This window comes from Actinacidiphila yanglinensis (genome assembly GCF_900107965.1).
GTDB lineage: Bacteria > Actinomycetota > Actinomycetes > Streptomycetales > Streptomycetaceae > Actinacidiphila > Actinacidiphila yanglinensis.
In genome coordinates this window covers 72,986-98,438 of sequence record NZ_FNVU01000012.1, presented here as the reverse complement: position 1 = coordinate 98,438, position 25,453 = coordinate 72,986, and the positions used below count along the sequence as shown (strand labels likewise).

At 72.9% G+C, this 25,453-nt stretch carries 24 protein-coding genes and 1 pseudogene; 14 read left to right on the top strand and 11 right to left on the bottom strand.

Annotation, left to right across the window (positions count from 1 at the left end):
• Positions 1 to 113 precede the first annotated feature (113 nt).
• The 4 genes from C4U44_RS25655 to meaB all read left to right on the top strand — a co-directional run bounded on the left by C4U44_RS25655 (position 114) and on the right by meaB (position 7,102).
• Positions 114 to 1,964, top strand: a complete 1,851-nt coding sequence (locus tag C4U44_RS25655) for a glycoside hydrolase family 76 protein (RefSeq protein ID WP_235032347.1) — start codon at positions 114 to 116, stop codon at positions 1,962 to 1,964.
• A gap of 98 nt (positions 1,965 to 2,062) precedes the next feature.
• The gene (locus C4U44_RS25650) at positions 2,063 to 3,904 is read left to right on the top strand and encodes a methylmalonyl-CoA mutase subunit beta (protein ID WP_103888377.1); all 1,842 of its coding nucleotides are present in this window, start codon (positions 2,063 to 2,065) and stop codon (positions 3,902 to 3,904) included.
• The gene (scpA, locus tag C4U44_RS25645; protein ID WP_103888376.1) at positions 3,901 to 6,108 is read left to right on the top strand and encodes a methylmalonyl-CoA mutase; all 2,208 of its coding nucleotides are present in this window, start codon (positions 3,901 to 3,903) and stop codon (positions 6,106 to 6,108) included. The genes C4U44_RS25650 and scpA overlap by 4 nt, the downstream gene beginning before the upstream one ends.
• Before the next feature lie 7 nt (positions 6,109 to 6,115).
• A complete protein-coding gene (gene meaB / locus C4U44_RS25640; protein WP_103888375.1) occupies positions 6,116 to 7,102 on the top strand; it encodes a methylmalonyl Co-A mutase-associated GTPase MeaB in 987 nt (328 codons plus the stop codon).
• A gap of 89 nt (positions 7,103 to 7,191) precedes the next feature.
• On the opposite strand, the gene C4U44_RS25635 is transcribed toward meaB, so the two are convergent.
• A complete protein-coding gene (locus tag C4U44_RS25635) occupies positions 7,192 to 8,979 on the bottom strand; it encodes an adenylyl cyclase (protein WP_103888374.1) in 1,788 nt (595 codons plus the stop codon).
• A gap of 828 nt (positions 8,980 to 9,807) precedes the next feature.
• On the opposite strand from C4U44_RS25635, the gene C4U44_RS25630 reads away from it, so the two are divergent.
• The 3 genes from C4U44_RS25630 to C4U44_RS25620 all read left to right on the top strand — a co-directional run bounded on the left by C4U44_RS25630 (position 9,808) and on the right by C4U44_RS25620 (position 11,531).
• A complete protein-coding gene (locus C4U44_RS25630) occupies positions 9,808 to 10,326 on the top strand; it encodes a GNAT family N-acetyltransferase (RefSeq protein WP_103888373.1) in 519 nt (172 codons plus the stop codon).
• A gap of 56 nt (positions 10,327 to 10,382) precedes the next feature.
• On the top strand, positions 10,383 to 10,778 hold the full coding sequence (locus tag C4U44_RS25625; protein ID WP_103888372.1) for a hypothetical protein: 396 nt from the start codon (positions 10,383 to 10,385) through the stop codon (positions 10,776 to 10,778).
• A 291-nt stretch (positions 10,779 to 11,069) separates the two neighbouring features.
• Complete coding sequence (locus tag C4U44_RS25620; protein ID WP_103888371.1) at positions 11,070 to 11,531, top strand: hypothetical protein; 462 nt, start codon at positions 11,070 to 11,072, stop codon at positions 11,529 to 11,531.
• Between the two features lie 89 nt (positions 11,532 to 11,620).
• Here C4U44_RS25620 and C4U44_RS25615 read toward each other — a convergent pair whose 3' ends face one another.
• Positions 11,621 to 12,175 carry a hypothetical protein gene (locus C4U44_RS25615; protein WP_146088339.1) on the bottom strand — a complete coding sequence of 185 codons (555 nt, stop codon included), beginning with the start codon at positions 12,173 to 12,175 and terminating at the stop codon, positions 11,621 to 11,623.
• A 568-nt stretch (positions 12,176 to 12,743) separates the two neighbouring features.
• Here C4U44_RS25615 and C4U44_RS41195 point away from each other — a divergent pair.
• On the top strand, positions 12,744 to 12,935 hold the full coding sequence (locus C4U44_RS41195; protein WP_146088338.1) for a hypothetical protein: 192 nt from the start codon (positions 12,744 to 12,746) through the stop codon (positions 12,933 to 12,935).
• A 96-nt stretch (positions 12,936 to 13,031) separates the two neighbouring features.
• On the opposite strand, the pseudogene C4U44_RS43660 reads toward C4U44_RS41195, so the two are convergent.
• From C4U44_RS43660 to C4U44_RS25600, 4 genes and pseudogenes are all read right to left on the bottom strand, one after another.
• Positions 13,032 to 13,151, bottom strand: a pseudogene (locus C4U44_RS43660) (IS5/IS1182 family transposase); the annotation flags it as partial.
• Between the two features lie 108 nt (positions 13,152 to 13,259).
• The gene (locus C4U44_RS25605; protein WP_103888368.1) at positions 13,260 to 13,844 is read right to left on the bottom strand and encodes a DinB family protein; all 585 of its coding nucleotides are present in this window, start codon (positions 13,842 to 13,844) and stop codon (positions 13,260 to 13,262) included.
• A 76-nt stretch (positions 13,845 to 13,920) separates the two neighbouring features.
• The gene (locus C4U44_RS41185; protein ID WP_146088337.1) at positions 13,921 to 14,115 is read right to left on the bottom strand and encodes a hypothetical protein; all 195 of its coding nucleotides are present in this window, start codon (positions 14,113 to 14,115) and stop codon (positions 13,921 to 13,923) included.
• Between the two features lie 173 nt (positions 14,116 to 14,288).
• Positions 14,289 to 15,065, bottom strand: a complete 777-nt coding sequence (locus C4U44_RS25600) for an AraC family transcriptional regulator (protein ID WP_103888367.1) — start codon at positions 15,063 to 15,065, stop codon at positions 14,289 to 14,291.
• A 55-nt stretch (positions 15,066 to 15,120) separates the two neighbouring features.
• Here C4U44_RS25600 and C4U44_RS25595 point away from each other — a divergent pair, with 55 nt between their 5' ends.
• Positions 15,121 to 16,407, top strand: a complete 1,287-nt coding sequence (locus tag C4U44_RS25595; RefSeq protein WP_103888366.1) for a CynX/NimT family MFS transporter — start codon at positions 15,121 to 15,123, stop codon at positions 16,405 to 16,407.
• A gap of 107 nt (positions 16,408 to 16,514) precedes the next feature.
• On the opposite strand, the gene C4U44_RS25590 is transcribed toward C4U44_RS25595, so the two are convergent.
• A complete protein-coding gene (locus C4U44_RS25590; RefSeq protein ID WP_103888365.1) occupies positions 16,515 to 16,973 on the bottom strand; it encodes a hypothetical protein in 459 nt (152 codons plus the stop codon).
• Between the two features lie 203 nt (positions 16,974 to 17,176).
• Between C4U44_RS25590 and C4U44_RS25585 the strand changes: the two genes are divergently transcribed.
• Together C4U44_RS25585 and C4U44_RS25580 are read left to right on the top strand one after the other, a co-directional pair.
• Positions 17,177 to 17,533, top strand: a complete 357-nt coding sequence (locus C4U44_RS25585) for a hypothetical protein (protein WP_103888364.1) — start codon at positions 17,177 to 17,179, stop codon at positions 17,531 to 17,533.
• 136 nt (positions 17,534 to 17,669) lie between these two features.
• A complete protein-coding gene (locus C4U44_RS25580; protein ID WP_103888363.1) occupies positions 17,670 to 18,230 on the top strand; it encodes an EF-hand domain-containing protein in 561 nt (186 codons plus the stop codon).
• Between the two features lie 42 nt (positions 18,231 to 18,272).
• Here the strand turns inward: C4U44_RS25580 and C4U44_RS25575 are convergent, their stop codons facing one another.
• Positions 18,273 to 18,971, bottom strand: coding sequence for an alpha/beta fold hydrolase (locus tag C4U44_RS25575; RefSeq protein ID WP_103888362.1), 699 nt, complete (start codon positions 18,969 to 18,971; stop codon positions 18,273 to 18,275).
• A gap of 250 nt (positions 18,972 to 19,221) precedes the next feature.
• On the opposite strand from C4U44_RS25575, the gene C4U44_RS25570 reads away from it, so the two are divergent.
• Both C4U44_RS25570 and C4U44_RS25565 read left to right on the top strand, forming a co-directional pair.
• The gene (locus C4U44_RS25570) at positions 19,222 to 20,595 is read left to right on the top strand and encodes an MFS transporter (protein WP_235032345.1); all 1,374 of its coding nucleotides are present in this window, start codon (positions 19,222 to 19,224) and stop codon (positions 20,593 to 20,595) included.
• A gap of 95 nt (positions 20,596 to 20,690) precedes the next feature.
• The gene (locus tag C4U44_RS25565) at positions 20,691 to 21,158 is read left to right on the top strand and encodes an SAM-dependent methyltransferase (RefSeq protein WP_103888360.1); all 468 of its coding nucleotides are present in this window, start codon (positions 20,691 to 20,693) and stop codon (positions 21,156 to 21,158) included.
• Positions 21,159 to 21,348: 190 nt separating this feature from the next.
• On the opposite strand, the gene C4U44_RS25560 is transcribed toward C4U44_RS25565, so the two are convergent.
• The 3 genes from C4U44_RS25560 to C4U44_RS25550 form a co-directional block, all read right to left on the bottom strand.
• Positions 21,349 to 22,329: a serine hydrolase domain-containing protein gene (locus C4U44_RS25560; RefSeq protein ID WP_160145094.1), complete on the bottom strand. Its 981-nt coding sequence runs from the start codon at positions 22,327 to 22,329 to the stop codon at positions 21,349 to 21,351.
• Positions 22,330 to 22,469: 140 nt separating this feature from the next.
• Entirely contained in the window at positions 22,470 to 22,793 is a 324-nt protein-coding gene (locus C4U44_RS25555; RefSeq protein ID WP_103888358.1) for a plasmid stabilization protein, read from the bottom strand.
• Between the two features lie 234 nt (positions 22,794 to 23,027).
• Positions 23,028 to 24,137 (bottom strand): carboxylate-amine ligase, encoded by a 1,110-nt coding sequence (locus C4U44_RS25550; RefSeq protein ID WP_103888357.1) that lies wholly within the window; start codon positions 24,135 to 24,137, stop codon positions 23,028 to 23,030.
• On the opposite strand from C4U44_RS25550, the gene C4U44_RS25545 reads away from it, so the two are divergent.
• Positions 24,136 to 25,329, top strand: coding sequence for a helix-turn-helix domain-containing protein (locus C4U44_RS25545; RefSeq protein ID WP_103888356.1), 1,194 nt, complete (start codon positions 24,136 to 24,138; stop codon positions 25,327 to 25,329). The genes C4U44_RS25550 and C4U44_RS25545 overlap by 2 nt on opposite strands.
• The last annotated feature ends 124 nt before the right edge of the window (positions 25,330 to 25,453 follow it).

Below are 25,453 nucleotides of genomic sequence, written 5' to 3'. Positions count from 1 at the left end.
ACCCCGTGCTGTCATGCCGTTCGAGAGCGCTCTCTTTCCATCGTTGGAAGGCGACCGCCCGACGACGGGTCGGACCGGAACGGCCGATCGGGGCCGGACAGCAAGGAGGCGTCATGCGGGCGGCGTTGAGGATGCGGGCGACCCTGTGGCCGCTGCTGCTGGCCCTGTTGTTGTCGGGCGCGGCCCTGCTGCCGGGAGCCTCCTCCCGGGCCGGCGCGGCCACCGCGGCGGACTCCACTCAGGTGTGCGCGCTGTACTGCGACACCCGCGACCCCTCGCAGGCCGCGCAGGAGACCTTCCCGGTGCCCGACGCCACGTTCAACGGGCGGGTGGTGCGGCTGCACGTGGACGACACCGACGGCATGGCGTGGGCGAGCATCGACGACGGGCAGCTCAACGACTCGGTATGGCTGGACCGTTCCTGGGACGGCGGCTCCACCTGGGACGGCCTGCTCGGCAAGGCGTCGATCCCCTCGACGTGGACCGGCACCCGGACGCTGATGTACAACCTCGACGACCCGACCGGCCACCGCCGCGCGGTGCTGCGCGCCTGCGGCGACGCCCAGGGCGTGACCTGTACCTCCTGGGCGCACCTGGACGTCTGCGCGACCGCCTGCGACGGGACGGGCAGCGCGGCCGGCGACACCCAGCCGGTCCCGGCCACGACGCTGAACGGCCGCACCATCGCGCTGCACATGGACAGCACCGGCATGGCGTGGGGCACCATCGCCGGCGGCACCGCGGGCGACGAGATCTGGCTCGACCGCTCGTGGAACGAGGGTGCGAGCTGGCCGGACGGCTCCTCCAAGGGCCGCACCAGCACGCCATCGGGCGCCACCGGCACGAAGACCGCCCGCTACAACACCAGTGACCCGCTGGGCCGGTTGTACGGCGGGGCGGTGCGCGCGTGCGGCCGCGCCGTGGAGGGCCAGAACGGCAGCTGCACCGCCTGGGCCCGGCCCGCGCAGTCCCGCAGCGCCGCCGCCGCGAACACGCTGATGTACGCCTACGACCCGAATACCGCGTACTGGCCGTCCAGTTGGTGGAACTCCGCGGTCGCGCTCGCCACAGTGATCGACTACATGCGGCAGACCGGTGACACCACGTACGAGTGGATCGTGGACCGCACCTTCGAGGTCGACAAGGCGTCCTTCCCGGCCGGGGCGCGCAGCTCCGACCCGATCGACGGCGACTTCATCAGCCGCGCCACCGACGACACCGAGTGGTGGGCGCTGGCCTGGATCGACGCCTACGACCTCACCGGCGACCAGAAGTACCTCGACGAGGCGGTCACCATCGCCGACTACGTCAACGGCTACTGGGACACGAGCAGTTGCGGCGGCGGCGTGTGGTGGGACCGCGAGCGCACCTACAAGAACGCGGTGACCAACGGCCTCTACGTCCGGCTCACCGCCGAACTGCACGACCGCATCCCCGGGGACACCGCGTGGCTGTCCCGCGCCACCACCTCGTGGCAGTGGTTCCGGTCCAGCGGGCTGATCAACTCCTCCGGGCTGGTCAACGACGGCCTCACCGGATCCTGCGCGAACAACGGCCAGACCGTGTGGTCGTACAACCAGGGCCTGGCGGTCGGGGCGGCGGTGGAGATGTACCGCGCCACGGGTGACGCGTCCGACCTCGCCACCGCCCGCCGGCTGGCCGACGCCGCCGTCGCCTCGCCCTCGCTGGTGGCCAACGGTGTCCTCACCGAGTCCTGCGACGCCTCCACGCCGTCCTGCGACGACAACGCCAAGCAGTTCAAGGGGGTCTTCATGCGCTACCTCCAGGACCTCGACTCCGTCACCGGCGGCGCCTACCGCTCCTTCGCCACCACGCAGGCCAACTCCCTGTGGTCCACCGCCCGCGACGGGCTGGACCGCATCACCGAGGACTGGTCCGGCGGCGGCACCGCCGACTGGCGCACCGAGGCGTCCGCACTGAGCGCCCTGCTCGCGGCGGGCTGACGCCGGGGGCGCAGTGCCTCCCAACCACCAAGCGGGGACGGGGAAGTGGTGCCCGCAGCCCAAAGACGCCGGAGTGCGGTCCTCCTAGCATCGAACGCATGACGGTTCTGCCCGACGACGGGGTCTCGATGGGTGCCGGGTTCCCGGACGCCACCCACGAGCAGTGGCAGCAATTGGTGGCGGGTGTGCTGCGCAGGAGCGGCCGGGAACTCTCCGGCCCGGAGGCGGAGCAGGCGCTGTCCACCGCGCTGGACGACGGCCTCACCGTACGTCCGCTCTACGGTCCCGACACACCGGTCCCCGACGCCGGCCTGCCCGGCTTCCCGCCGTACGTGCGCGGCGGCCGCCCGGTCGGCGGCTGGGGCATCCGCCAGTGGCACCGCTCCCCCGACCCCGAGCGCGGCAACGAGGAGGTGCTCGCCGACCTGGAGTGCGGCGTCGACTCCCTGTGGCTGTCCGTGGGGGCCGGCGCGCTGCCGGTGGCGGGCCTGGCGCGTGCGCTGCGGGGCGTCCGTCTCGACCTGGCGCCGATCGTGCTCGACGCGGGCGCGCAGGCGGCCGCGGCGGCCGACGAACTGCTGCGGCTGTACGACCGGCAGGGTGTGCCCGCCGACGCGGCCCGCGGCAACCTCGGCGCCGACCCGCTGGGCCACTTCGCCCGCACCGGCCGGGCGGTGGCCTTCGACGACGCCGTGGCGCTGGCCCGGCGGGTGTACGCGCGGTACCCGGGCGTGCGGGCCCTGACCGTGGACGCGCTGCCCTACCACGACGCAGGTGCCACCGCCGCCCAGGAGCTGGGGTGCTCGATGGCCACCGGGGTCGCCTACCTGCGACTGCTGGCCGGGGCCGGGCTTGACGTCGAACACGCCTGCCGCCAGCTGGAGTTCCGCTACGCGGCGACCGCGGACCAGTTCCTCACCATCGCCAAGCTGCGGGCGGCGCGCCGCCTTTGGGCGCGGATCGCCCAGGTGGGCGGGGCGGCGGTCCCCGTACCCCAGGTGCAGCACGCGGTGACCTCGACGGTGATGATGACCCGTCGCGACCCGTACGTGAACATGCTGCGCACCACCCTCGCCGGCCTGGGCGCGGGGGTCGGCGGCGCCGACAGCGTGACCGTGCTCCCCTTCGACCACGCGCTGGGGCTGCCCGACGCGTTCGCCCGGCGGATCGCCCGCAACACCTCGTCGATCCTGCTGGCGGAGTCGCATCTCGGCCAGGTCGCCGATCCCGCCGGCGGGTCCTGGTACGTGGAGCGGCTGACGGACGAACTCGCCCATACCGCATGGGAGTTCTTCCAGCAGCTGGAGCAGGCCGGCGGGCAGGAGCGGGCGCTGCGCTCGGGCCTGGTCGAGGAGTGCCTCGCCGCCGCCTGGCAGGATCGCAGCCGGGCGCTGGCCACCCGACGCGAACCGATCACCGGGGTCAGCGAGTTCCCGCATCTCGCCGAGCAACCGGTGGAGCGCCCCGCGGCTCCTGCCCACCCCGGCGGCGGCCTGCCCCGGGTGCGCCGGGACGAGGCGTACGAAGCACTGCGCTCCCGTTCCGACGCGCACCTGGCCGCCACCGGGGCGCGCCCGGCGGTCTTCCTGGCAGCGCTCGGCCCGGAGTCGGCGCACGCCGCGCGGGTCTCGTTCGCCTCCCACCTGTTCCAGGCCGGTGGCGTGCGGCCGGTGCAGGAGCCGCGGACGGTGGACGCGGACTCGGTCGCGGCGGCGTTCGCCGCGAGCGGGGCCGCCGTCGCCTGCCTGTGCTCCACGGACGAGCTCTACGAGGAGCAGGCCGAGCCGGTGGCGCGGGCGCTGCGGGCGGCCGGGGCACGCTGGATCCTGCTCGCGGGGCGGCCGGGGGCGCGTCCCGACATCGACGGCCACGTCTTCATGGGCTGTGACGCGGTCGCCGTCCTGACCTCCGTTCTCGACCGCTCGGGAGTGACGGCATGACGCAGATCCCGGACTTCTCGCAGGTCCCGCTGGACGCGGGCCCGACCGTCGGCGCCACGGAGGAGCAGTGGCGCCAGGCGGTCAAGGAGACCACCGGCAGCAGCGAGGGCGACCTCGCCTGGGAGACCCCCGAGGGCATCGCGGTCAAGCCGCTCTACACCGCGCGCGACCTGGAAGGGCTGGACTTCCTCGGCACGTACCCGGGGATGGCGCCGTATCTGCGCGGCCCCTACCCGACGATGTACGTCAACCAGCCGTGGACGATCCGCCAGTACGCGGGCTTCTCCACCGCCGAGGAGTCCAACGCCTTCTACCGCCGCAACCTCGCGGCCGGCCAGAAGGGCCTGTCGGTCGCCTTCGACCTGCCCACGCACCGCGGCTACGACAGCGACCACCCGCGAGTGACCGGCGACGTCGGCATGGCAGGTGTGGCCATCGACTCGATCCACGACATGCGCCGGCTCTTCGACGGCATCCCGCTGGACCGGATGACGGTGTCGATGACGATGAACGGCGCGGTGCTGCCGGTGCTGGCGCTCTACATCGTGGCCGCGGAGGAGCAGGGGGTGCCGCCGGAGAAGCTGGCCGGGACCATCCAGAACGACATCCTCAAGGAGTTCATGGTCCGCAACACCTACATCTACCCGCCGGGCCCCTCCATGCGGATCATCTCCGACATCTTCGCCTACACCTCGCGGAGGATGCCGCGGTACAACTCGATCTCCATCTCCGGCTACCACATCCAGGAGGCGGGGGCCACGGCCGACCTGGAGCTGGCCTACACGCTCGCCGACGGTGTGGAGTACCTGCGGGCCGGGCGGGCCGCCGGGCTGGACGTCGACGCCTTCGCCCCCCGGCTGTCGTTCTTCTGGGGCATCGGCATGAACTTCTTCATGGAGATAGCCAAGTTGCGCGCGGCCCGGCTGCTGTGGACGGAGCTGGTACGGCAGTTCGCGCCGAAGAACCCCAAGTCGCTGTCGCTGCGGGCCCATTCGCAGACCTCCGGCTGGTCGCTGACCGCGCAGGACGTCTTCAACAACGTCACCCGCACCTGCGTGGAGGCGATGGCCGCGACCCAGGGCCACACCCAGTCGCTGCACACCAACGCGCTCGACGAGGCGCTGGCGCTGCCCACCGACTTCTCCGCCCGGATCGCCCGCAACACGCAGTTGCTGATCCAGCAGGAGTCGGGCACCTGCCGGGTGATCGACCCGTGGGGCGGCAGCGCGTACGTCGAGCGCCTCACCGCCGACCTGGCCGGGCGGGCCCGCCGGCACATCGAGGAGGTCGAGGCGGCGGGCGGCATGGCGCGGGCCATCGACGCCGGCATCCCCAAGCTCCGGATCGAGGAGGCGGCGGCGCGCACCCAGGCCCGGATCGACTCGGGCCGGCAGCCGGTGATCGGGGTCAACACCTACCGGGTCGCGTCCGACGAGCAGATCGAGGTGCTCAAGGTCGACAACTCGGCGGTGCGGGCCCAGCAGATCGCCAAGCTGCGCCGGCTGCGTGAGGAGCGGGACGAGGCCGCCTGCCAGGGCGCGCTGCGGGCACTGACCGAGGCCGCCGGGCGGGAGCCGGGACCGGACCTGGAGGGCAACCTGCTCGGGCTGGCCGTCGCGGCCGCCCGGGCCATGGCGACGGTCGGCGAGATCTCGGAGGCGCTGGAGAAGGTGTACGGAAGGCACACGGGGCAGATCCGGACGATCTCCGGGGTGTACCGCCAGGAGGCGGGCCGGTCCTCGGCCGTCGCCCGCACCCGCGCGCTGGTGGAGCGGTTCGAACGGGCCGAGGGCCGCCGGCCGCGGATCCTCGTCGCGAAGATGGGCCAGGACGGGCACGACCGGGGGCAGAAGGTGATCGCGACGGCGTTCGCCGACCTCGGCTTCGACGTGGACGTCGGCCCCCTGTTCCAGACGCCGGCCGAGGTGGCCCGGCAGGCGGTCGAGGCCGACGTACACGTGGTCGGGGTGTCGTCGCTGGCGGCCGGGCACCTCACGCTGGTGCCCGCGCTGCGCGAGGAGCTGGCCGCCGAGGGACGGGCGGACATCATGATCGTGGTGGGCGGCGTCATTCCCCCGCAGGACGTCCCCGCCCTGCACGAGGCGGGCGCCACTGCGGTCTTCCCGCCCGGCACGGTGATCCCCGACGCGGCGCACGACCTGGTCGAACGCCTCGCCGCGGCGCTGGGCCACGGCGAGGGGTGACCCGGGGATGCCCATCGACGTCGACGCCCACGTCCAGGGCGTCCTCGACGGCAGGCGGGCCCTCGTCGCCCGGACCATCACGCTGGTCGAGTCCACCCGCCCGGACCACCGGGAGCCGGCCCAGCGGCTGCTGACCGCGCTGCTGCCGCACAGCGGCGGCGCCCGGCGGATCGGGATCAGCGGGGTGCCCGGAGTGGGCAAGTCGACCTTCATCGACGCCTTCGGCACCATGCTCACCGCGCGCGGGCACCGCGTCGCCGTCCTCGCGGTCGACCCGTCCTCCACCCGGACCGGCGGCTCCGTCCTCGGGGACAAGACGCGGATGGAGCGGCTCGCGGTGGACCCGGCGGCGTTCGTACGGCCCTCCCCCTCCGCGGGCACGCTGGGCGGCGTGGCGAAGGCGACGAGGGAGTCCATGATCGTCATGGAGGCGGCCGGCTACGACGTGGTGCTGGTGGAGACGGTGGGCGTCGGCCAGTCCGAGACCGAGGTCGCGCGGATGGTCGACTCCTTCCTGCTGCTCACGCTCGCGCGCACCGGGGACCAGCTCCAGGGCATCAAGAAGGGCGTACTGGAACTGGCGGACGTGATCGCCGTGAACAAGGCGGACGGCCCGCACGAGCGCGACGCGCGGTCCGCGGCCCGCGAACTGGCCGGCGCGCTGCGGCTGATGCATCCCGCCGACGCCGCATGGACACCGCCGGTGCTCAGTTGCAGCGCGCGTGAGCCGGCGGGCCTGGACACCGTGTGGGAACGGCTGGAGCAGCACCGCGCCGTGCTCGACTCCGGCGGCGGGCTCGGCGCCAAACGCCGCGACCAGCAGGTCGACTGGGCCTGGACCATGGTGCGCGAGGAACTGCTCGGCCGCCTCGACGGCCACCCGGCCGTGCGCGCCCAGGCACCGGAGTGGGAACGGCAGCTGCGCGACGGGGAGTTGACCGCCGCGCTGGCCGCCCGGCGGATCCTCGGAGCGTTCGACGCCGCGCGGAGCTGATCCCGGCCGGCCACCCGGGGCGCCGGAACACTACGCAAGGCCGGGCGGATCGCGAGGGACCCGCCCGGCCTTGGTGCCGCAGGACCGGATCAGACGGTGCCGGTGCCGTCGGCGTAGGACTTCATGTTGTACACGCCGAAGCCGTTCTGGACGGGGTCACCGGTGTCGTTGATGCAGTGCAGGATGCCGCCGCCGCCCGCCCCGTTGAGGCAGACCGTCATCAGGGAGGTGAAGACGACGCCGGGGGTGTCGGGGACCTCGTACGCGCGGTCGGTGTAGATGTCCGCGTTGAGGTCGAAGAAGCAGTAACTGCCCAGCCCCCAGGCGTGGTGCTGGGTGACGTGGTCGCCGACCTTGTACGCGGCGTACCCGTTGGTGCTGCCGTGCTTCCACGCGGACTGCGTCGGGACGTCGTACGGGTGCTCGTTCTGGAAGAAGTAGGTACGGCCCTGGTTGCCGTTCCAGAGCACCTCGTAGTTCTGGTGGTGCTCGACGAACAGGCCGTAGGCGGTGACCCGGTCGCCGTTGACGAGGAAGCCAGTGCCGGCGGGGTTCACCGACCAGCCGACCGTGCCGTCCAGACCGTGGTCGGCCCGCCAGGCCCAGACATGGTCGACGATCACGTCGTGGCTGTCGATGCGGATGCTGACGTCGGTGCCGCCGGGCACGGCGCCGCCGATCCGCGGGAAGATGTCGAACAGCGCGGTGGGCCGCTCGGCGTGGCTGCGCCGGAACAGGCTGTCGCCGACCCGCAGCAGGACCGGCGAACTGGCGGAGCCGGCCTCCAGGATGACGCCCGCGACGGTGACGTCGTCCACGTCGGCGACCTCGATCAGCGCGTTGTTGTGCACGGCCTGGAGCGTGGCCAGGCCCAGGCCGAGGACGACGGTTCCCGGCCTGAGGACCAGCAGCGGCGCGGACAGCGGGTAGATGCCGGGCGTGAACAGCAGGTGCTTGCCGAGGGCGAGCGCGAGGTTGATGGCGGCCGCGGACTCGCCGGGCCGGGCCACGTGGAAGTCCGACAGCGGGATGCCGCGGCCCTTCGCCGGCCCCTTGGACCAGGAGGTGCCGGTGCTGTCGCGGCGCAGCGCGGGCACGAACACCTGGTAGGCGCCGTGCCGGTCGACGGTCAGGAACGGCTTCTCCCGCACCACCGGGGTCCGGTCGACGGTGGTGTAGGGAGGTGTCGGGAAGGACGTCGCCGGAGCGCCCTCGACACCGACGAAGACCATGTTCCAGTTGGAGCCGGTCCAGCTGCCGATGGTGTCGTTGCGTGACAGCCACTGCTGCTGCGAGCCGGAGTCGATCTGGCCGTCCACCACGCTGTCGGCCAGGAAGCCGCCGCTGGACCAGCCGTTGCCGGGCGGGCTCGGCATGAGGATCATGTTGCCCTTGACGTGGACCCGGCGCATCGGGCCGGCCTGGGCGACCGCCCACCGCTCCAGCCCGTCGGGCGGCACGATGGTCAGGTTCTCCGCGGACCGCCAGAAGTCCTGGGTGCCGTTCCCGTCGAACCACTGGGCGTCGACCGTGACATGGCCGTTGATGACGACGTCCTCGGGGCTGTCGCCGAGCCCCAGCACGTGGGTGTAGAAGCCCACGTTGACGTCGACGTTGTAGGTGCCCGGCTTGAAGGCCAGGGCGTACCGCTCGGTGCCGAACTGGTTGGACTGCTGGACGGCGAACACCGCGTCGACCTGCTCCTGGATCGCCGCGTCCCCCATGGACGGGTCGAACACCAGGACGTTCGGACCGAGGTCGGCGCCGCCGTGACCGTGCGTGGACGCGGCGGACGCGGGCCCGGAGGCGAAAGCTGATCCTGCGGAGATGCCGCCGACCAGCGGTACCGCGGCGGCGACGGCCGCTCCGCGGAGCATGGCACGGCGAGTGGGAATCACGGACACGGCTCTCCCTGAACGAGTGGACGACGGGGTGAACGACGGGCCGCGGCTGGGCCCCAACCGCGAGAGAGCGCTCTCAGGCACGAAGTGAATCACCGCGGCTTTGCAGCGTCAATAAGCGTGCAGCGGCAATAAGAGGGCATCCCCACCTGCTGAGTTGGGCGACGGCCCGGAACCGGGTCCGGGCAGGTCAGGGCAGTTCGGGGCGGGTGCGGTGCGCTCCGCGCGGGGTACGGCAGGTGGGTGGGGGAAGGGTGGACGGGTTCCGTAAGCGTGCTCGGAGCCGGGGAGTTGGGTTGCGCGGGGGTGGGGCGTTCGCCGGGGACCCGGCGCGGTGGTCCGCGGCGCGGGGTGGGCCGGGGAGCCCTGCCCTCCGGACGGGTAGACCCTTGCGGTCTGCGCGGCCCGACGGCGGCCGGCGGCTCGGGCGGGGTCGGGTCGGGGGTCTCGCCCTGCGGCGGCGGTGGGGTCAACGAGCCCGGCGGGTCTGCCGGTTAGGCCATGCCGTAGCGCGCGGCCCTATGTCGTCTCCCGCAGCTCGGACAGGTTCCGTTCGGCTGTCCTGCCCCCACAGCGGCGGTGGGCCAACGAGCCCGGCATCCCTGCCGGTTAGGCCATGCCATAGCGCGCGGCCCGACGGCATCCGGCGGCTCGGGCGAGGTCGGATCGGCCGTCTTGACCCATCGCGGCGGTTTGCCAACGAGCCCGGCATCCCTGCCGGTTGGGCCTAGCCACCCTCCGGGCGGATGGGGGTCGGCGGATAAGGAGGGGTCGGATCGGGTGTCCTTGCCTATAGTCGGGCCCATGCCCGAGATCGAGTTGCTCCGCTTGGACCATGCCGCCGCGCTGCTCGCCTTCGAACAGGAGAACCGGGCCTACTTCGCCGCGACCATCCCCGACCGGGGCGACGCGTTCTTCGCCCGCTTCGACGAGGTGCTGCGCGATCGGCTGGCCGAACAGGGCACCGGCGCCTGCTACTTCCACGTGGTGGTCGGCGACGGCGGGGACGTGCTGGGGCGGTTCAACCTCGTGGACGTGGCGGACGGCGGCGCCGACCTCGGGTACCGCGTCGCGGAACTTGCCGCGGGCCGGGGCCTCGCCACCTGGGCGGTGCACGAGTTGTGCGGGATCGCCGCCGCCCGCTACCGGCTGACCGTCCTGCGGGCCGCCACCACGCTGGACAACCTCGCCTCGCAGGCGGTGCTGGCCCGCTCGGGCTTCGCCGTCGTCGGCGAGACCCGCCTCTCCGGCCGCCCCGGCCTGACCTACACCCGCAGCCTGACCGACGCCGCCCCCGCCCCGGGCACGGGTGCCGCCGGCTGAGCCGTTACTCCTGGCTCACTTGTCAGGTCGTGCGCCAATCGCCATAGGGAAGCGTGATGTTCGATCGCTTGGAGATCACGGTGTTGCCGCCGGGGCCACGCTTCCCAGCCCAGCTGCGCGTGTGGGTCAATGGCGAGGACGTGGTCGAGCACGCGGTCGGCCCGGGCGGTCGTGGGCCCCTGGCAGCGGAGGCGTTGCCGGTCGGGCTCCCCGGTCCGCTTCGGGCGACGTCCGAACCGCGACGTGTCCGATTGGGCGAGCCGGAGTGCACCGGGGGATGCTGCGGCTTCCTCTCGGTCGTCGTGCAACGCGTGGGGAATGTCGTCCAGTGGTCGGGCTGGGAGGGTCCCCGCCCTGAGGATCGACCGGTCGAGTTCGACTTCGGCGCCGAAGAGTACGACGCCGAGGTGGCCCGCGCCGAGGCAGATCACGGGTGGCGCTTCCCGGCTTAGCGGGTGTTCGGATGCACGATGTGGGTCGGCCCCGCCGAAGGCCGTTCCCACCCCACCACGCGTCACGGTGCCCGAGGGCTCTCGACACTTCGAGACGCCGCCGACCCTTCTTCCGGCCGAGCCGGCCCCGACCTACGGCGGGCGACCGCCACCCGAAGCGGCCGGGCAGGAGAGGGCCGTCCGACCGGACCGTCCGGAGTCGGGAAGGCGGAGGTCAGCGGCGCGCGAGGGCGGAGTGTGCAGGTGATATGTTCCGCCGATTGTTCGTGAACATCCAGGGAGGGGACGGATATGACGAGGGACCGAGCGCGCTTGTCGACCGGCACGCGGTCACCGCTGAAGGCGATGCTGCGGCGGTTGGGGTTGCGCGGGCGCACGCCGGAGAAGGACATCGCGGATCTCGACGCGGGGCAGACGTTCAAGGTGATGTCGCTCTCGAAGTCCATCACCGGCGGGCGGCTCACCCCGGGGGGCCGCACGGGGAAGGTCGTCACTTCCAGGAGCGGGACCTTGTACCTGACTGCCGGCCGCCCACCGGCATGGGAGGAGCGGACCGCCCCGAAGCGCCGCGTGGAGCTGGCGGGCCCGCTGGAGTTGAGGGGAGAGGGCGAGCCTGTGCCACCGCTGCGCAGGTGGCGACGGTACGAACTGGTCGCGGCGGGAACGACCCATGACCTGATCCTCCCGGTCGAGGATGTCGCCCTGGTGCGCCACGCCCTGTCCACGGTGGCGGCGGAACCGGCTGCACGCTGACCACGGCCGCCCCGCGGTCCTCGCGCCCAGGGGGCGGCGCGGGACCGCGGGGGATCGGTTCGCGAAGCCCGTGAAGTGCGCGGGCTACGTCAGGACATTTTGCGCACCTGCGGAGCCGTCACGACCGTGATCGCTGCCAGGGGCACGCTGCCACCGTTTATGCCCTCGGCCACGAAGTACGCGACGACATCCCCGCGGCGGACCAGCCAGACGTCGTTCGAGTCGCGCGAACCGTCCACGGTGTCCGTCAGGACCACACCGGTGGATTGCTGCCCACCGCCGGCCCGTGTGTCGGGTGCGACGGTAAACCGGGTCCGGGTGCCGTTGAGGGCTGCCGTGAAGCCCGCAGCACATGCCTTGACGGCGGTCTGGACGCCGTCGATCGCCAACACAGCGTCAGGGTCCCGGTAGGCGACGAGGGCAGTCCGGACCGAAATGGCTCCGTCACCCGCACCCGTCGCGATCACCACCTGGTTCACGGTGGCCGCGGGCGAGCCAGCGGACGTGGAAGTGAACAGCAGTGCATTCGCCAGTGGCTGGCAGGCGGCGTCGTCCGCGGTCACTTTCCCGCGTGGAGAGGTGTTCTGAGAGGACACAAGAGATCCTGCCGGCAGATCCGACTCCGAGATGAGCATGTCGGTCAACTGCGTACGGGTGGGCACCTTGGAGGAGCCGCCGGTGACCGGTCCGTGAGCCGATGTCGGCGCCGACGCGTGCCGCATACCGTGCCCGACGTCATCTCCGGAGCTGGAGCAAGCCGCGGAGCTCACCACCGCGGACGCTGCAATGAGCACCCTCATCCACCGAACCCTGAACACCGCACCCCGCCCTGACCCCGAAACCTGAGGGAGCGCCCAACCCGCGCTCGCCCCTGGACATCCTTGCAGGTCGAACCCGGCCGCGAACAACGATTTTCGGCAGCGGGTCCGTCTCGTCTGCGACGGCAGCCACGCTGCGAGGAAGGGTCATCTGCGCATACGTCCAGCCTCAGGCCTTCTGCGAATCGTGCAGGGTGCGAATGCTGCCCCTCCGCAAGTCGACTGGACCGAAACCCGCCCCACCCGGGTGGAGTTGGAGTACCTGCGCGACGTCCGCTCCGGCACCAGCCAAGCGTGCCGTCGCACGAACCTGACGCCCTGAACAACGAACCGGGTGCGCGCCCCGCCTCGACAGCCAGCACGCAACCCCACACCCACCAAGGCGAGTACCCCCATGCACCTCATCCGGCGCGCCGCCGACCACACCACCACCACCGCCGAACCTCCCGCGCCCTCCCCCACCCAAGCAGCAGTTCTCCCGCAGCAGGCCGTCCCCACCACCCGCGCGGACGCGATCAACGTCAGCGATATCGCCCGCAAACCGCGCGCGGTCGCCAACGCCCTGCAGAAGCTCTACGGCATCTGATCCACGACACTCACCAGGCCCCGGGCCGCGGCCCCTTGGTCCCGGACCGGTGCGCCTCTTCGCGTTCAACCAGGCGATACCGCCAGCGCAGGTCGTCGGCGGCAGATGCCGCCAGGCACAGCCGCTGGTCAGCACGTACGCCACTGCGGTGAACAGGGCCCGCTCGTCACGCGGAGCGGTCCCACCACCTTGTGGTCGAGCCGCGAACGACGGCAGAAACGGGCGACCCGCTCTCAGAGTTCATCCGGAACCAGACGCTTCGACAGATCAGCATTCACGTCCGGCATCATGCCGCTCGAACATCACGTCACGTGGGACAGCCTTCTATGCCTTGACTGATGCGGCCGATCTGGCGGCCTGCTCGATCTTCGCGCAGTATGCGGTGCGGGCGTCCTCATCGATCTGCATCTCGTGTTCGGGGCGCATCCCGGTTCGGCCGTCGACGCCTTCGCGCAGGATGTCGGCGTGCCCGGCATGCCGGTTGGTCTCGCCGAGGACGTGGACCAGGATGGCGAACAGGTTCGTGTTGGGATAGGACTCCGGCCACCACGGCACATGGCCGGTGGCATCGAGGGCAAGCTCGTCGATCGTCGCGTCCGAGTGCTCCCACGTGCGCCGGTAGGACTCGATGATCTGATCGCGCGCCTCGTCCTCAGCCGCCCACAGATCGCTGCCGTCGTGGTCCTGCCAGCGAGGCAGCGGTTCCGGGGACGGCCGTCCGAAGACCTCGCCAAAGTACCTGGCCTCGACGCCGGCCACGTGTTTGACCAGGCCGAGGAGGTTGGTCCCGGTCACCGTCAAAGGTCGGCGGGCGTCGTACTCGGACAGGCCGTCGAGTTTCCAGAGCAGCGCCTTGCGATCCCGCCGCAGTCTCCCATGCAGGCTGTTCTTCGCGAATTCATCGATCATGCGGCACGAGCCTGCCATGGGCTGCTCGTGGCCTCAAGAACCAGTACGTGGACCGCAACGACCGGCAGAGCCGTGGTCAGCCATGGTCGCCGCCCCGACCTGCCGCAAGGAGCTCGGGAACGTGCCCACATGAGACAACCTCCAAGGCTTTCGTCAGCGTCACTCCTCCCATCAAGTGCGCCAGCAGCAGCGCTGCCAAAATCTGCCGCGTGAAGGCGAACACCGACTTTTCGATGACAGTCGCCGACGTGACCGCGGTTGTGTTGTTCACGCTCGGCGCCGAGGCCCGCAACTTCGATCGGCGAACACGCACCTACCCTGTCAGTTCCTGGTCGAATGCACCGGGGCCGTTTCGCGTGCGGGGCCGAGCCTCCGCCCTGCGGACATGTGGGAGAAGTGGCGTCATCCGCCCCTGGGCCACGCGCGCGACTTCCCACACACGGCTCAGCCGCCCTCGGAAGGTCGTTGACGGTGGCGGTAGCGGCCGGGGGTCTCGCCGACGAGTGCGGCGAACGCCTCGATGAAGCTGGTCGGATTGGCCCAGCCGCAGGCGAGCGCGGTGTCGGTGACGGACTTTCCCGCGGCGAGCCGGGTGAGCGCGTGGTGGACGCGGAGTTGGGTGCGCCACTGGTGAAAGCTCATCCGGAGTTCCGCCGCGAAGAGCCGGCTGAGCGTACGCTCGCTCGCCCCGACGCGCGCGCCGAGTTCGGCGAGGGTCTGCTGGTTGGCCGGGTCCGCGTAGAGGATGCCGGTCAGCGCCCGGAGCCGGTCGTCGGTCGGCTCGGGCAGATGCAGCGGCTGCTCGGGCGCCGCGGTGAGCTCGTCGACGACGACCGCGTGCAGCCGGTCGACCGCCTCCGGCGCCCGCCCGCCGGTGTCCGCCTCCTCGGCCGTGAGGGCGAGCAGGGCTTCACGGGCGAGCCCGGAGACGGTGAGCACGGCGGGATGCGCGGGCAGCCGGGCCGCGAGTGCGTCGACCAGGAACAGAACCCGCATGTCCGCGTTGCCGTGCGCGGTGTGGTGGTGCTCGAAGGCCGCGGGAGTCCACGCCACCCGGGTCGGCGGAGCGATCCAGGTGCCCGCGGCGGTGGTCACGGACAGCACGCCGGTGGCCGGATAGACCAGGTGACCGCGGTCGTGGGCATGGGTGGGCAGCCGCTGCCCGTGCGCCAGGACGATGCGGCCGCGTTCCACGAGATCAAGATGGCGGGTTTCCCTCATGGATTGGCATCCTATCGGTGGCCCGCCGTCCCGGCTCCGCCGGAGAGTGGACGGCATGAACAGCCCAGTGACCCATCAGACCCCAGCGGCCCGCCCGTCGGCGTCCCGGCAGCCGCCCCTTCCCGGACCGGCCGGGGCGCGCACGGTACAAGCCGCTTTCGCGTTCAGCCTGGCCGCGCTGAACCTGCGGATCGCCGTCGCGTCCCTGTCGCCCGTCCTCACGGAGGTCGAGCACGACGAGCACCTCTCCTCGTTCGGCGGCGGAGCCCTCTCGACGGTGCCGGTCCTCTGCTTCGGGGCGTTCGCGTTCCTCGCGCCCCGGCTCACTCGCCGCTTCGGGCCCCACCACCTGCTGTGGTACGCGCTGCTGGCGCTGACCGGCGGCATCGTGCTGCGCTCGGTCCCGGGAGTGCTCGCCCTGTTCGGCGGCACCCTGATCGCCGGTGCGGCAATCGCGGTCGGCAACGTCCTCATGCCGCAGCTCATCAAGCACGACTTCGCCGGCCGCGCCGGGCTGATGCTCGGCTGCTACTCCCTGGCCCTGTCCGGCGGAGCCGCGCTCGCCGCGGGCGTGGTCGTCCCGCTGGAGTCGGCCACCGGCTGGGGCTGGCGACAGGTGCTCGTGCTGTGTGCGATCCCGTCCCTCGCCGCCGCCCTCGCCTGGCTTCCCGAACTGCTCGTGCCGGACCGGCGTTCCCCGAACCGCCGGCGACAGGCGCCGGTGAAGCAAGGAGCAGCCGATACCGCCGCCCCCGCACTCGGGGCGATGTGGCGCGACCGGACCGCCTGGGCGGTGACCCTCTACATGGGTCTGCAGTCCCTCGGCTACTACGCGATCCTCTCCTGGCTGCCGACGCTTCTGCAGGACCACGGCATGAGCGACAGCCGGGCCGGATGGATGCTCTCCTTCTCCAGCTTCCCGGGCATGGCCGCGTCCTTCGCGGCACCCTGGCTGCAGCAGCGTCTGCGCCCGGCATGCGTCGCGCCCCTTGCGGCCGCCCTGCTGTGCGCGACCGGCTTCGCCGGCCTGCTCACGTCCCCCGTCTCGGGCACCTACCTCTGGATGACCGCCCTCGGACTGGGCCAGGGCCTCGCCATCGGTCTCGCCCTCGGCTACATCGTCGCCCGCTCGCCCGACGCGCACCACACCGGCCGGCTCTCGACGATGGCCCAGGGGATCGGCTACCTCATCGCCTGCCTCGGCCCGCTCGGTCTCGGCCTGCTGCACTCCGCGAGCGGGGGATGGTCCCTGCCGGTCGTCGTACTGCTCGCCGTACTCGTCGCGCAGACCGTCGCCGCCTTCGGCGCGAGCCGCGACCGCCATGTCCTGGCGTCCCCCTGAAGGGCCGCGGGCCCGCGAGCTCGGCAGGATCCCGTACGGCACGCCCCGGCACCCAACGAGCGGTCCGGCCAGGCCCGTTGGGTGCCGGGTCCGCATGCGGGGAGGCGTCACCAGTGCAGCCGCGACACCTCCCCCCGCTCGTCCGGCAGGTCGGCCGGGTCGTCCTTCGGCACGTACCCCGACTCGTCCATCGTGCGGGCGGCGTCCCAGTGCCGAGGAGTGGGGGCGGACACCCCGACGTACACGCCGAAACCGACCTCGGCGGCCGGCGCCGCGACGACGAGCCGGCCGGCGTCGTCGTCGGACAGCCACAGCAGGGCGTGCACCGGCCCGGTCAGCGGGAAACCCGTCGGACCGAGCCGCAGGCAGACGACGGACGAGTCGTGCGTGTCGGGGTGCAGCCACGCCAGGGACTCCGCGACGACATGGACGGTGTCGGCGGCCGTTCGGGACAGCTGCTCCGGGCCGGCAACGCCGATGACCGGCGCGACCCGGAGTGATACGGGAACGCGACACTCTCCGCGAGCGGACGCCTCCCGCCCACCCGCACCCGGCCCGGGAGTCACCCCGCTCCCGGGCCGGACCTGCACGTCGTGGCCGGCGGCGACCGGTACCGGCTCGGGGTGGAGGACGTGCCCCGCCGCGCGCGCTGAACGGTACGGCCTCCCCGCTCGAACATCGTCCGCATGATGAGACCAGCGTCTTGTTCCGTGAGAAGAGCGGCTAGGGTCGGACCCGCCCGGACCCTGCACGCGAGCGGAAGTACGCCATGCCCAAGACGGTCGTTCACGTGTTCCACGACGACGATGACTCGCTGGCCATCGGGACGCGGGTGGCACAGCGCATCCAGGAGATCGCCCCGGAGCAAGGGGTCTCCGTCGAGGTGTTCTGCTTCGGGCCGGCCCAGCGCCGCCTCGGCGGCGCGGGCGGCTCGGCGGCGGTCGCGACCTTCAACCGGCAGATCGACGAGCTGATCGCGGGCGGCGTCCGGGTGGGCGCCTGCGTCAACGCCGCCCGGGCGGAGGGAACCGAGGACAAGCTCACCGCGCGCGGGCTCGAACTGAGCGTCGCCCGCGACGAGTTCCTGCGCTTCACCCTCGAACAGGCCACCGTCGTCACCTTCTGACCCCGAAGGGTGAATCCTCGCGCACATGTGCTGGTGGGGGCGGCGGCGCGGCGCGACCTACAGTGAGAAGGAGTCGGCCGCCCCGCGGGGCGGCCGCCGCGGTGTGTGGTCGGATTCGGGTCGAGGGAGGCCGCTCATGGCCAGCGCGTTTCAGGAGCGCAAGCTCAAGGGGATGTTCGCGGCATTCGACGCGGACGGCGACGGCTACCTGCGCGAGGACGACTTCCGGGCGCTCGTGGAGCGCTGGAGCCGGCTGCCCGGAGTGGGACCCGGTACGGAGCTGCGCGCCCGGGTGGAGACGCTGCTCATGGGCTGGTGGGCGGTGCTGCTGGAGACGGGGGACGCGAACGGGGACGGCGCGGTCGACATGGGCGAACTGCTCGCGCTCGTCGACAGGTTGCCCGCCATGACCGCGGATGTCGTGGCGACCGCCGACACCGTCTTCGACGCCGTGGACACCAACGGCGACGGCCGGATCTCCCCGGAGGAGCACGGCCGGCTGGTGGAGACCTGGAACGGGCAGCCGGCCGACATGGCGGGCGTCTTCGAACGGCTCGACCTCAACGGCGACGGCCACCTCAGCCGCGAGGAATTCGCCCTGCTGTGGCGCCAGTTCTGGATCAGCGACGACCCGGCTGACCCCGGCAACTGGCTCTGCGGCCGCTTCCCCGCAGAACCGGCAGCGGTCGACGGCTGACGACTGACGACTGACCGCTGACCGCTGACCGCTGACGGAGCGTCAGGCGTCGTACCCGGCGAGCGCGAGGACCCGCCGCGCGGTCCCCGCCGGATCGACGATCTGGTGCAGGTGCGCGCCGGGCAGGTGCTCCACCCGCCAGCCGCGCGCGCCGGCGAGCGCCGCGCAGTCGTCGTAGGGCGGCCCGAACAGCAGGTAGGAGCAGGGGTGATCGTCCCATCCCGCGGGGACCGGGACCTCCTGCTCGTAGTACGACAGCGGCAGTTCGGGCTGCTCGGCGACCACCTTCTCGCGCACCGCCGGATCGGGGAACATCGGCGCGACGTCGTCCTCGTCCCACCAGTCCGTCCATCGGGGCAGCACACCGTCCACCGCCTTGGGGCGGAGGAAGTCCAGGAGTTCGGGCGGCGCCAGCGCGGTCGCACCGGTGCGCGCCGGGAGCGCGGCGTCGACGAAGACCGACGCGGCCACCGGACGGTCCAGGGCCGCGCGGATCGTCGGCACGAACAGCCCCGCGTTGCTGTGCGCCACCAGGACCAGCGGGCGGTCCGCCGGGACCTCCGTGAGGTCGTCGCGGACCGCGTCCGCGATCCGCGGCCAGAACGGCGGTGCGCCGGCGGTCACTTGCAGCAAGGACGGCATCCGCACCCGGTGGCCCCACGCGGTCAGCAGATCGGCCACCGGCTGCCAGGTGGAGGGCCCCACCGACGGGCTGTGCACGAGAACGAAGATCGGCTCCATACGGGCATCATGCCGCCGGTCCGGCAGCGGTGGCGTTCTTCTCGGCTGAGGGCGAAACCGCGCGGCGGTCGCAGCCAGCAACCGGCGGGCGACAGAGGGCGGACGGCGGGCGGCGCACCGCAGGTGGCGGACCTCCGACCCCGGGTATGTCGATATCAAGTATCTTGACATCAACATAATACTCGGGGCAGGCTGCCTCCCGGCGCGGGCAGCCGCGCCGTGGTGACGTCGATGCGAACGGGGGCCGCCGGTGCGGCGTGGCAGGCGGGACGGGGAGGGGCGGCCGGGCCCGGAGGGCCTGTGGGCGCAGTTGCGGCATCCGCCGGGCGGGCGGGACGCGCGCACCATGCTGGCCTCGCTGTTCGTGGACCGCACCGGGTCGGGGGTGTGGGGCGCGTCCTCGGTGCTGTTCTTCACCTTCTCCGCCGGTCTCGACGCCCGCCGGCTGGGGCTGCTGCTGGGCACCGCGGGGGTCGCGGGCATCCTGGCCTCTCCGCTCGCCGGGCGGCTCGCGGGCCGTTACCCGGTGCGACCGCTGCTGGTCGGCTGCCACCTGCTGCGCCTGGTGATGCTCTGCCTGCTGCTGGTCTGCCACGGGTTCGCGGCGCTGCTGCCCGTGGTGGCGGCGATCTCCGTGGGCGACCGCGGCGCGAAGATGCTGGAGATGCTGTTCGCCACGCGCGTCGCGGGGGAACGCCGCTCCGCCTACCAGGCGCTGTCGCGCAGCGCGACGAACGCGGGATACGCCGTCGGCGCCGGCATCGCGGCGGTCGGCCTGGCGGTGGGACCGCACGGCGGCTACGACCTGCTGATCCTCTGCGACGCCCTGTCCTTCGCCGCCGCGGCCGTCCTCGTCCGGCGCACCCGCGAACCGCGGGCCGAGCACCGATCGCAGCCGGCCGCCGCGGTGACCGTTCCCGCGGAGGCGACCGTCCCTGCGCCGGCGGGCGGGCCGCACGGTCCGCGCCCGCCCGCTCCGCGCGGTCCCTGGCGCGACCCGGGCTACCTCCTGTTCGTCCTCCTGGACATCGCCATGAACCTCGACGACTCGGTGCTCAACGTCGGCCTGCCGCTGTGGCTGGTGCACCGCACGGCCGCCCCGCACGCCCTCATCCCGGCGTTCCTCGGCATCAACACCGTGACGGTGGTGCTCCTCCAGGTGCGGGTGTCCGCCAGGGCGGAGGGTGCGCTGCGGGCCGCGGGCGCGGTGGCCCTGTACGGGCTGACCATGCTCGCCACCTGCGCGATCCTGGCCGCGGCCGGCGGCGCCGGTGCCTGGCCGGCGTCGGCCGCGATGATCGCGGCGGCCCTGGCGGTCACCTTCGCCGAGCTGATCCGCTCCATCAGCTCCTGGGAGCTGGCCGTCTCGATGGCGCCGCGCCCGGCGCGGGCGGCGTACCTCGGCGTGGCCGGGATGGCGCAGTCCATCCAGAAGTCCACCGGGCCGCTCCTGCTCACCGGGGCCGTGATGGTCGCGGGGCCGGCCGGCTGGCTGGCGCTGGGCGCGTCCGTGACCGGGCTCGCGCTCGTCCAACGCCGTTGGTGCCTCAGGCGGTTGGCGCGGTTCGGTACGTACACGGCCTCGGCGCCGGCGTCTCCCGCCGCCGCTCCGGCCGTCCGCTGAGCCATGCCCACAGGTCCCGTACCGGCGGACGGGCCTGCCATGATCCTCCTCCGGGCACGACGCCATCACGCCGACCGACGGGAGCACACCCGGCCATGTCACCCTTCGAGGTCACACCGATAGGCACGGTCCACAACGACCGTACGGACGTCCAGCACACGGACCACTGGGGCGCCGTCCGCAGCACCATCACCGTCGACGAACGCTTCGGCGACGCCTGCCTGCAGGGGCTGGAGGGCTTCTCCCACGTGGAGGTGCTCTTCGTCTTCGACCGGCTCCCGGAACGCGACGACTACCGCGAACCCCGCCCCTACCGCGGCCGCTCCGACCTGCCGCCCGTCGGTGTCTTCGCCGACCGCGGCCCGCGGCGGCCGAACCGCATCGGGGTGACGTGCTGCGCCATCGAGTCGGTCCGCGGGCGCGAACTCACCGTGGTGGGCCTCGACGCGGTGGCGGGCACCCCGGTCGTCGACCTCAAGCCGGTGATGGTCGAGTTCCAGGTCACGGGCGTCAAGCAGCCGGAATGGGTCGGCGACCTGATGTCGGAGTACTTCCGGCCATGAACGACCCCGGAGATCCCGGCACCCACCGGTCGGCGCGCACCGGGGAGGACCCCGACCTGTCCGGCCGCGTTCGCCCTCGGGGACGCCGATCAGAGAGGGGGTGGGTCCGTCGAGGAGTCCCGTCCCGCGCAGGGGGCGCCTCGCCCGTGAACGCCCTGTCCGGGCACGCCGGGACGCGTACCGGCACGGCTCACGCGGCGAAGGCGTCGACGGCGGCGGCGAGGTCGTCGCCGGTGAACGGCCGCTGCACGTCGCTGAGCAGTGCGGCCAGGCCCGGGAGCGCGTCCTGCTCGGCGGCGAGCGCGACGCACACCAGCTCCGCGTCGGGAACCAGCAGCAGCGCCGAACGGTAGCCCGGCAGGCGGCCGTTGAGGTACATCTGCCCCGACGGGCCGAGCGCCCAGCCGAGGCCGTAGCGCATCGGGTCGTCCGGCCGGGTGCGCGACCGGCGCATCTCCGCGAGCAGCGCCCGGTCGGCGAGCAGGCCCTCGCCCAGGGCCAGCAGGTCCGGCACCCGCGACCACAGCCCACCGCTGGGCCGGCGCGGGCGCGGGTAGCTCGCCGGGGCCAGCGGAGCGGCACCGATGTGCCCGGCGACCGCGCCGTCCGGCAGGTCGAAACCGGTGCCCGACAGCCCCCAGGGTGCGAGCAGTTCGCGCTGCAGGGCCGTCTCGTACGGGACGCCGGCGAGCGCTGCGAGCAGCGCGCCGGCCAGGAAGTAGTTGCCGTTGTCGTAGGCCCAGCGATCCCCGGGTTCCCGTTCGTTCCCGCCGCGCACCACGAGCCGGGCCGCCTCGTGGAGCGCCTCGGGCCCCTCTCCCAGCCCCGCCGCCGTGGCCGCGTTCACGCTCGGGCGCAACCCCGATACCTGGCCGAGGAGTTGCTCGACGGTCAGGGTCCGGTCCGCCCGCCACTCGGGAGCGAGGTCGGCCAGCAACTCGACGGCGGGGGTGTCCGTCGGGATGCCGTCCGCCCGCAGCCTCAGGAGCAGCGCGGTGCAGGTGAACACCTTCGTCAGCGAGGCGATGCGGAAGGGGGTGTCCGGGGCGAGCGCGTCCGCGCCGCGCACGGCGGTGCTGCGCGTGCCCGCCACGGATATGCCCGCGACTGCCGCGGGGACGTCGAGGAGGCCGCGCGCGGCGTGCCCGTCGAGCAGGTTCTGAAGATCCACACCTGATTGTCCCGCACGTCCCGGCGACGCCTCATCGCAGGTCGGGGGGAGGAGCCCGGTCCGCCCGCGGTCGCACCCGCCCCGGCGGCGGGGCCGGAGCGGGCGGGCCGGGGGTGGAACGGGCGGGGAGGCGTCCGGCGTCAGCGGCCGAGCGCCTTGCTGAGCTCGGCCTTGGTCATGTCCGAGCGGCCCTTGATGTTCCGCTGCCGTGCCTCGTTGTAGAGCTGGTCCCTCGTCGGGCCCTGGGCACCGGTGTGCGACCGCTGCCCGCCGCGCCTCGACGAGGCCATGTCCCGGGTGGAGGTGCGGCTGGCGGTCCGGCTCTCACCGGACCGCGCCCGCTCCTTGTTCACGGTGCGGGCGGCGATCTCCTCCGCGCGCCCGGGCGACATGCCGCGCCGGCGCGCGCTGTCCTTGATGTGCTCGTACTGCCGCTCCCGCTTCGCGTCCGAACCTCGGGGCATGACACTCACCTTCCGTTGCCTTGCGTGATGGGTCTCCCGCGCGTGCCGATCGGCGGCGATGTGCGCTCTCCCGGCGACGCGGGGAGGCTCGGTTTCCGTTCCAGTGTGCGGATCAGGTGCCCGCCGCAGCCGTTCTGCTACGGCCGTCCGGGTGGGTGCCGCGCCGGGTCCGGGCCACTCCCGCGGATCAGGTTCCGGGCGCCCCGGCGGATCGGGGGCCGGCGCCCCCGCGGATCAGGACGCGCCGGGGGCCGGCGCGATCAGGTCCAGCAGCGTGGGGAAGCCCCCACCCGACATCGCCAGGCGCTGCCGGACCGCGCCGGTGCCGCCGTCCAGCAGCCGCTCCAGTCCCTCGCCGACCCGCTCCGCGTCGTCGTGCTCGTCGAGCGCGGGCGTCGCGTACTCCAGCAGCGCGCCGACCACGTCCCGCGCGGGCGCGGGCCTGCCGCGCGTGGGGTCGACCAGGTCGCCGGACAGGCCGTACCGCGCCGCGTGCCAGCCCGCCGCCTGCAGGACGCTGCCCGGCGGGTCCAGCACCGGCGCCCCGCGCGCGGCCTCCCGCAGTCCCGTCGCGACCAGCCCGCGCACCAGGCCCGCCAGGGTCACCGCGCTGTCGACGTCGAGCTGCACGTCGGTCGCGCGCACCTCCAGCGTCGGGTAGCGGTCGGACAGCCGGGCATGCCAGTAGATCTGCCGCCGGTCGCGGATCACGCCGCTCTCCACCAGCGCGCCGACCCGTTCCTCGTATGTCGCCGCGTCCGCGGTGTACGGCGGCGAACCGCTGACCGGCCAGCGCCCGAAGACGACCGTCCGCCAGCTCGCGAACCCGGTGTCGCGGCCATCCCAGTACGGGGAGTTGGCGCCGAGGGCGACCAGCACCGGCAGCCAGGGACGGAGCCGGCCGAGGGCGGCGGCGCCCGCCTCCTGGTCGGGGACCGCGACATGGATGTGCATGCCGTTGATGAGCTGCTCGTCGACGAGGCGGGCCGCGTTCGTGCGCATGTCGCGGTACCGCTGCTTCTCCGTCACCGGCATCGCGTCGCCGGACGACAGCGGCGCGCCCCCGGTCGCGGCCAGCCGGCACCCCACGCGCAGCGCGGCGCCGCCGACCGCCTGCCGGAAGCGCGCCAACTGCCCGCCCACGTCCGCCAGTTCCGAGCAGATCGGGGTGGCCACCTCGACCTGCGCCTGGAGCAGCTCGTTGTCGACCTCGTCCGTGTCCAGGACCGGCTCCAGATCGGCGGCGGCCTGCACCCGGGAGGCCCGCGACGAGGGCAGACCGGTCCCCGCGTCGAGCAGCAGGTACTCCTCCTCGACGCCCAGGGTGATGCCGGAGGGCCCCATGCGGGGGACCTACCCCCGATCCGGCGACCTACTGCCCCCGCCCCCATCGCGCCTTGACAGCGGTGGTGGGCGCCGTGAGGATTCCCGCACACACCGGTTCGACCACGCTCGGGAGCTTCTGATTCTGGCGCCGCTCGGCATCCCGCCCGAACAGGAGCGGCTGTACGTCCTGCTGATCGCGCGGCCGGGCAGTTCCGCCGCGGACATGGCCGCGCAGGCCGGGATCACCGTCGACCAGGCGGTGGCCCGGCTGGAGGAGATGGCCGCCCACGGCCTCGTGGTCGGCGAGCAGCCGCCGCCGTTCGGCGACGGCGATCCGCGGGGCGCGGCCGCGCGCACCTACCGGGCCAGCTCCCCGTCGGTGGCGCTCACCCCGCTGCTGGTGCAGCGGCGCACCTCGCTCGACCAGGCAGGAGCCGCGGTCACCGCGCTCGCCGAACAGTTCCGCAGCGCCGCCTCGCGCGCGGCGGGCGGGGTGGTGGAGGTGGTCTCCGGACCGGTCGCGATCCGCCACCGGCTCGGGCAACTGCTGGGCGGGGCCCGATGGGAGGTGCTGACCTTCCTCGCCGAGTCGGTGATCGCGGTGGAGCGTGACAGCGTGCACGCGATGGAGTACGAGGCGCTGCTGCGCGGCGTGGACTTCCGTGCCGTGCTGACCCGCGGGCACCTGGAGGTGCCCGGCATGTGGGACGACGTGCGGGAGGTCACCGGGCTCGGCATGAAGATGCGGGTGGCCGAGGAGATCCCGATGCGCCTGATCGTCTCCGACCGCGCCAACGCGATGGTCCCGCTGTCGGTCGCCGAGGAGCCCGGGCACGCCGACACCCTCGTCGTGCACGGCACCGGCCTCGTGCACGCCTTGGTGCTGCTCTTCGAGCAGTACTGGGAGCGGGCCCGGCCGTTGCCGCTGGCCGGCACCAAGGAAGCGCAGCCCGGCGGGCAGGGCCTGCCGGCGCGCTCGTCCGGGGGTCAGGACGGCCCCGAGCCCAGCGAGCAGGACCGGCAGATCCTCGCGCTGCTCGCCCTCGACGTCGCCGACCGGACCATCGCCGCCCAGCTGGACCTGTCGCTGCGCACCGTCGAGCGGAAGATCCGCGCCCTGATGGGCCTCGCGTCGGTCGGTTCGCGCTTCCAGCTCGGCGCCGAGGCCGTGGCCAGGGGATGGCTTCCCGCCGATCGGCCCACCCGCTGAGCGGGACACCCACGCGCCGCGCCGCCTGACCAACTCGCCCTCCCCCGCACCTCGTCGGACCTCGCGCGCCCCCATCCAGCCCCCTCGGCCCCGGATATGACGTTCCGTCAGCTTCGGCAGGTTT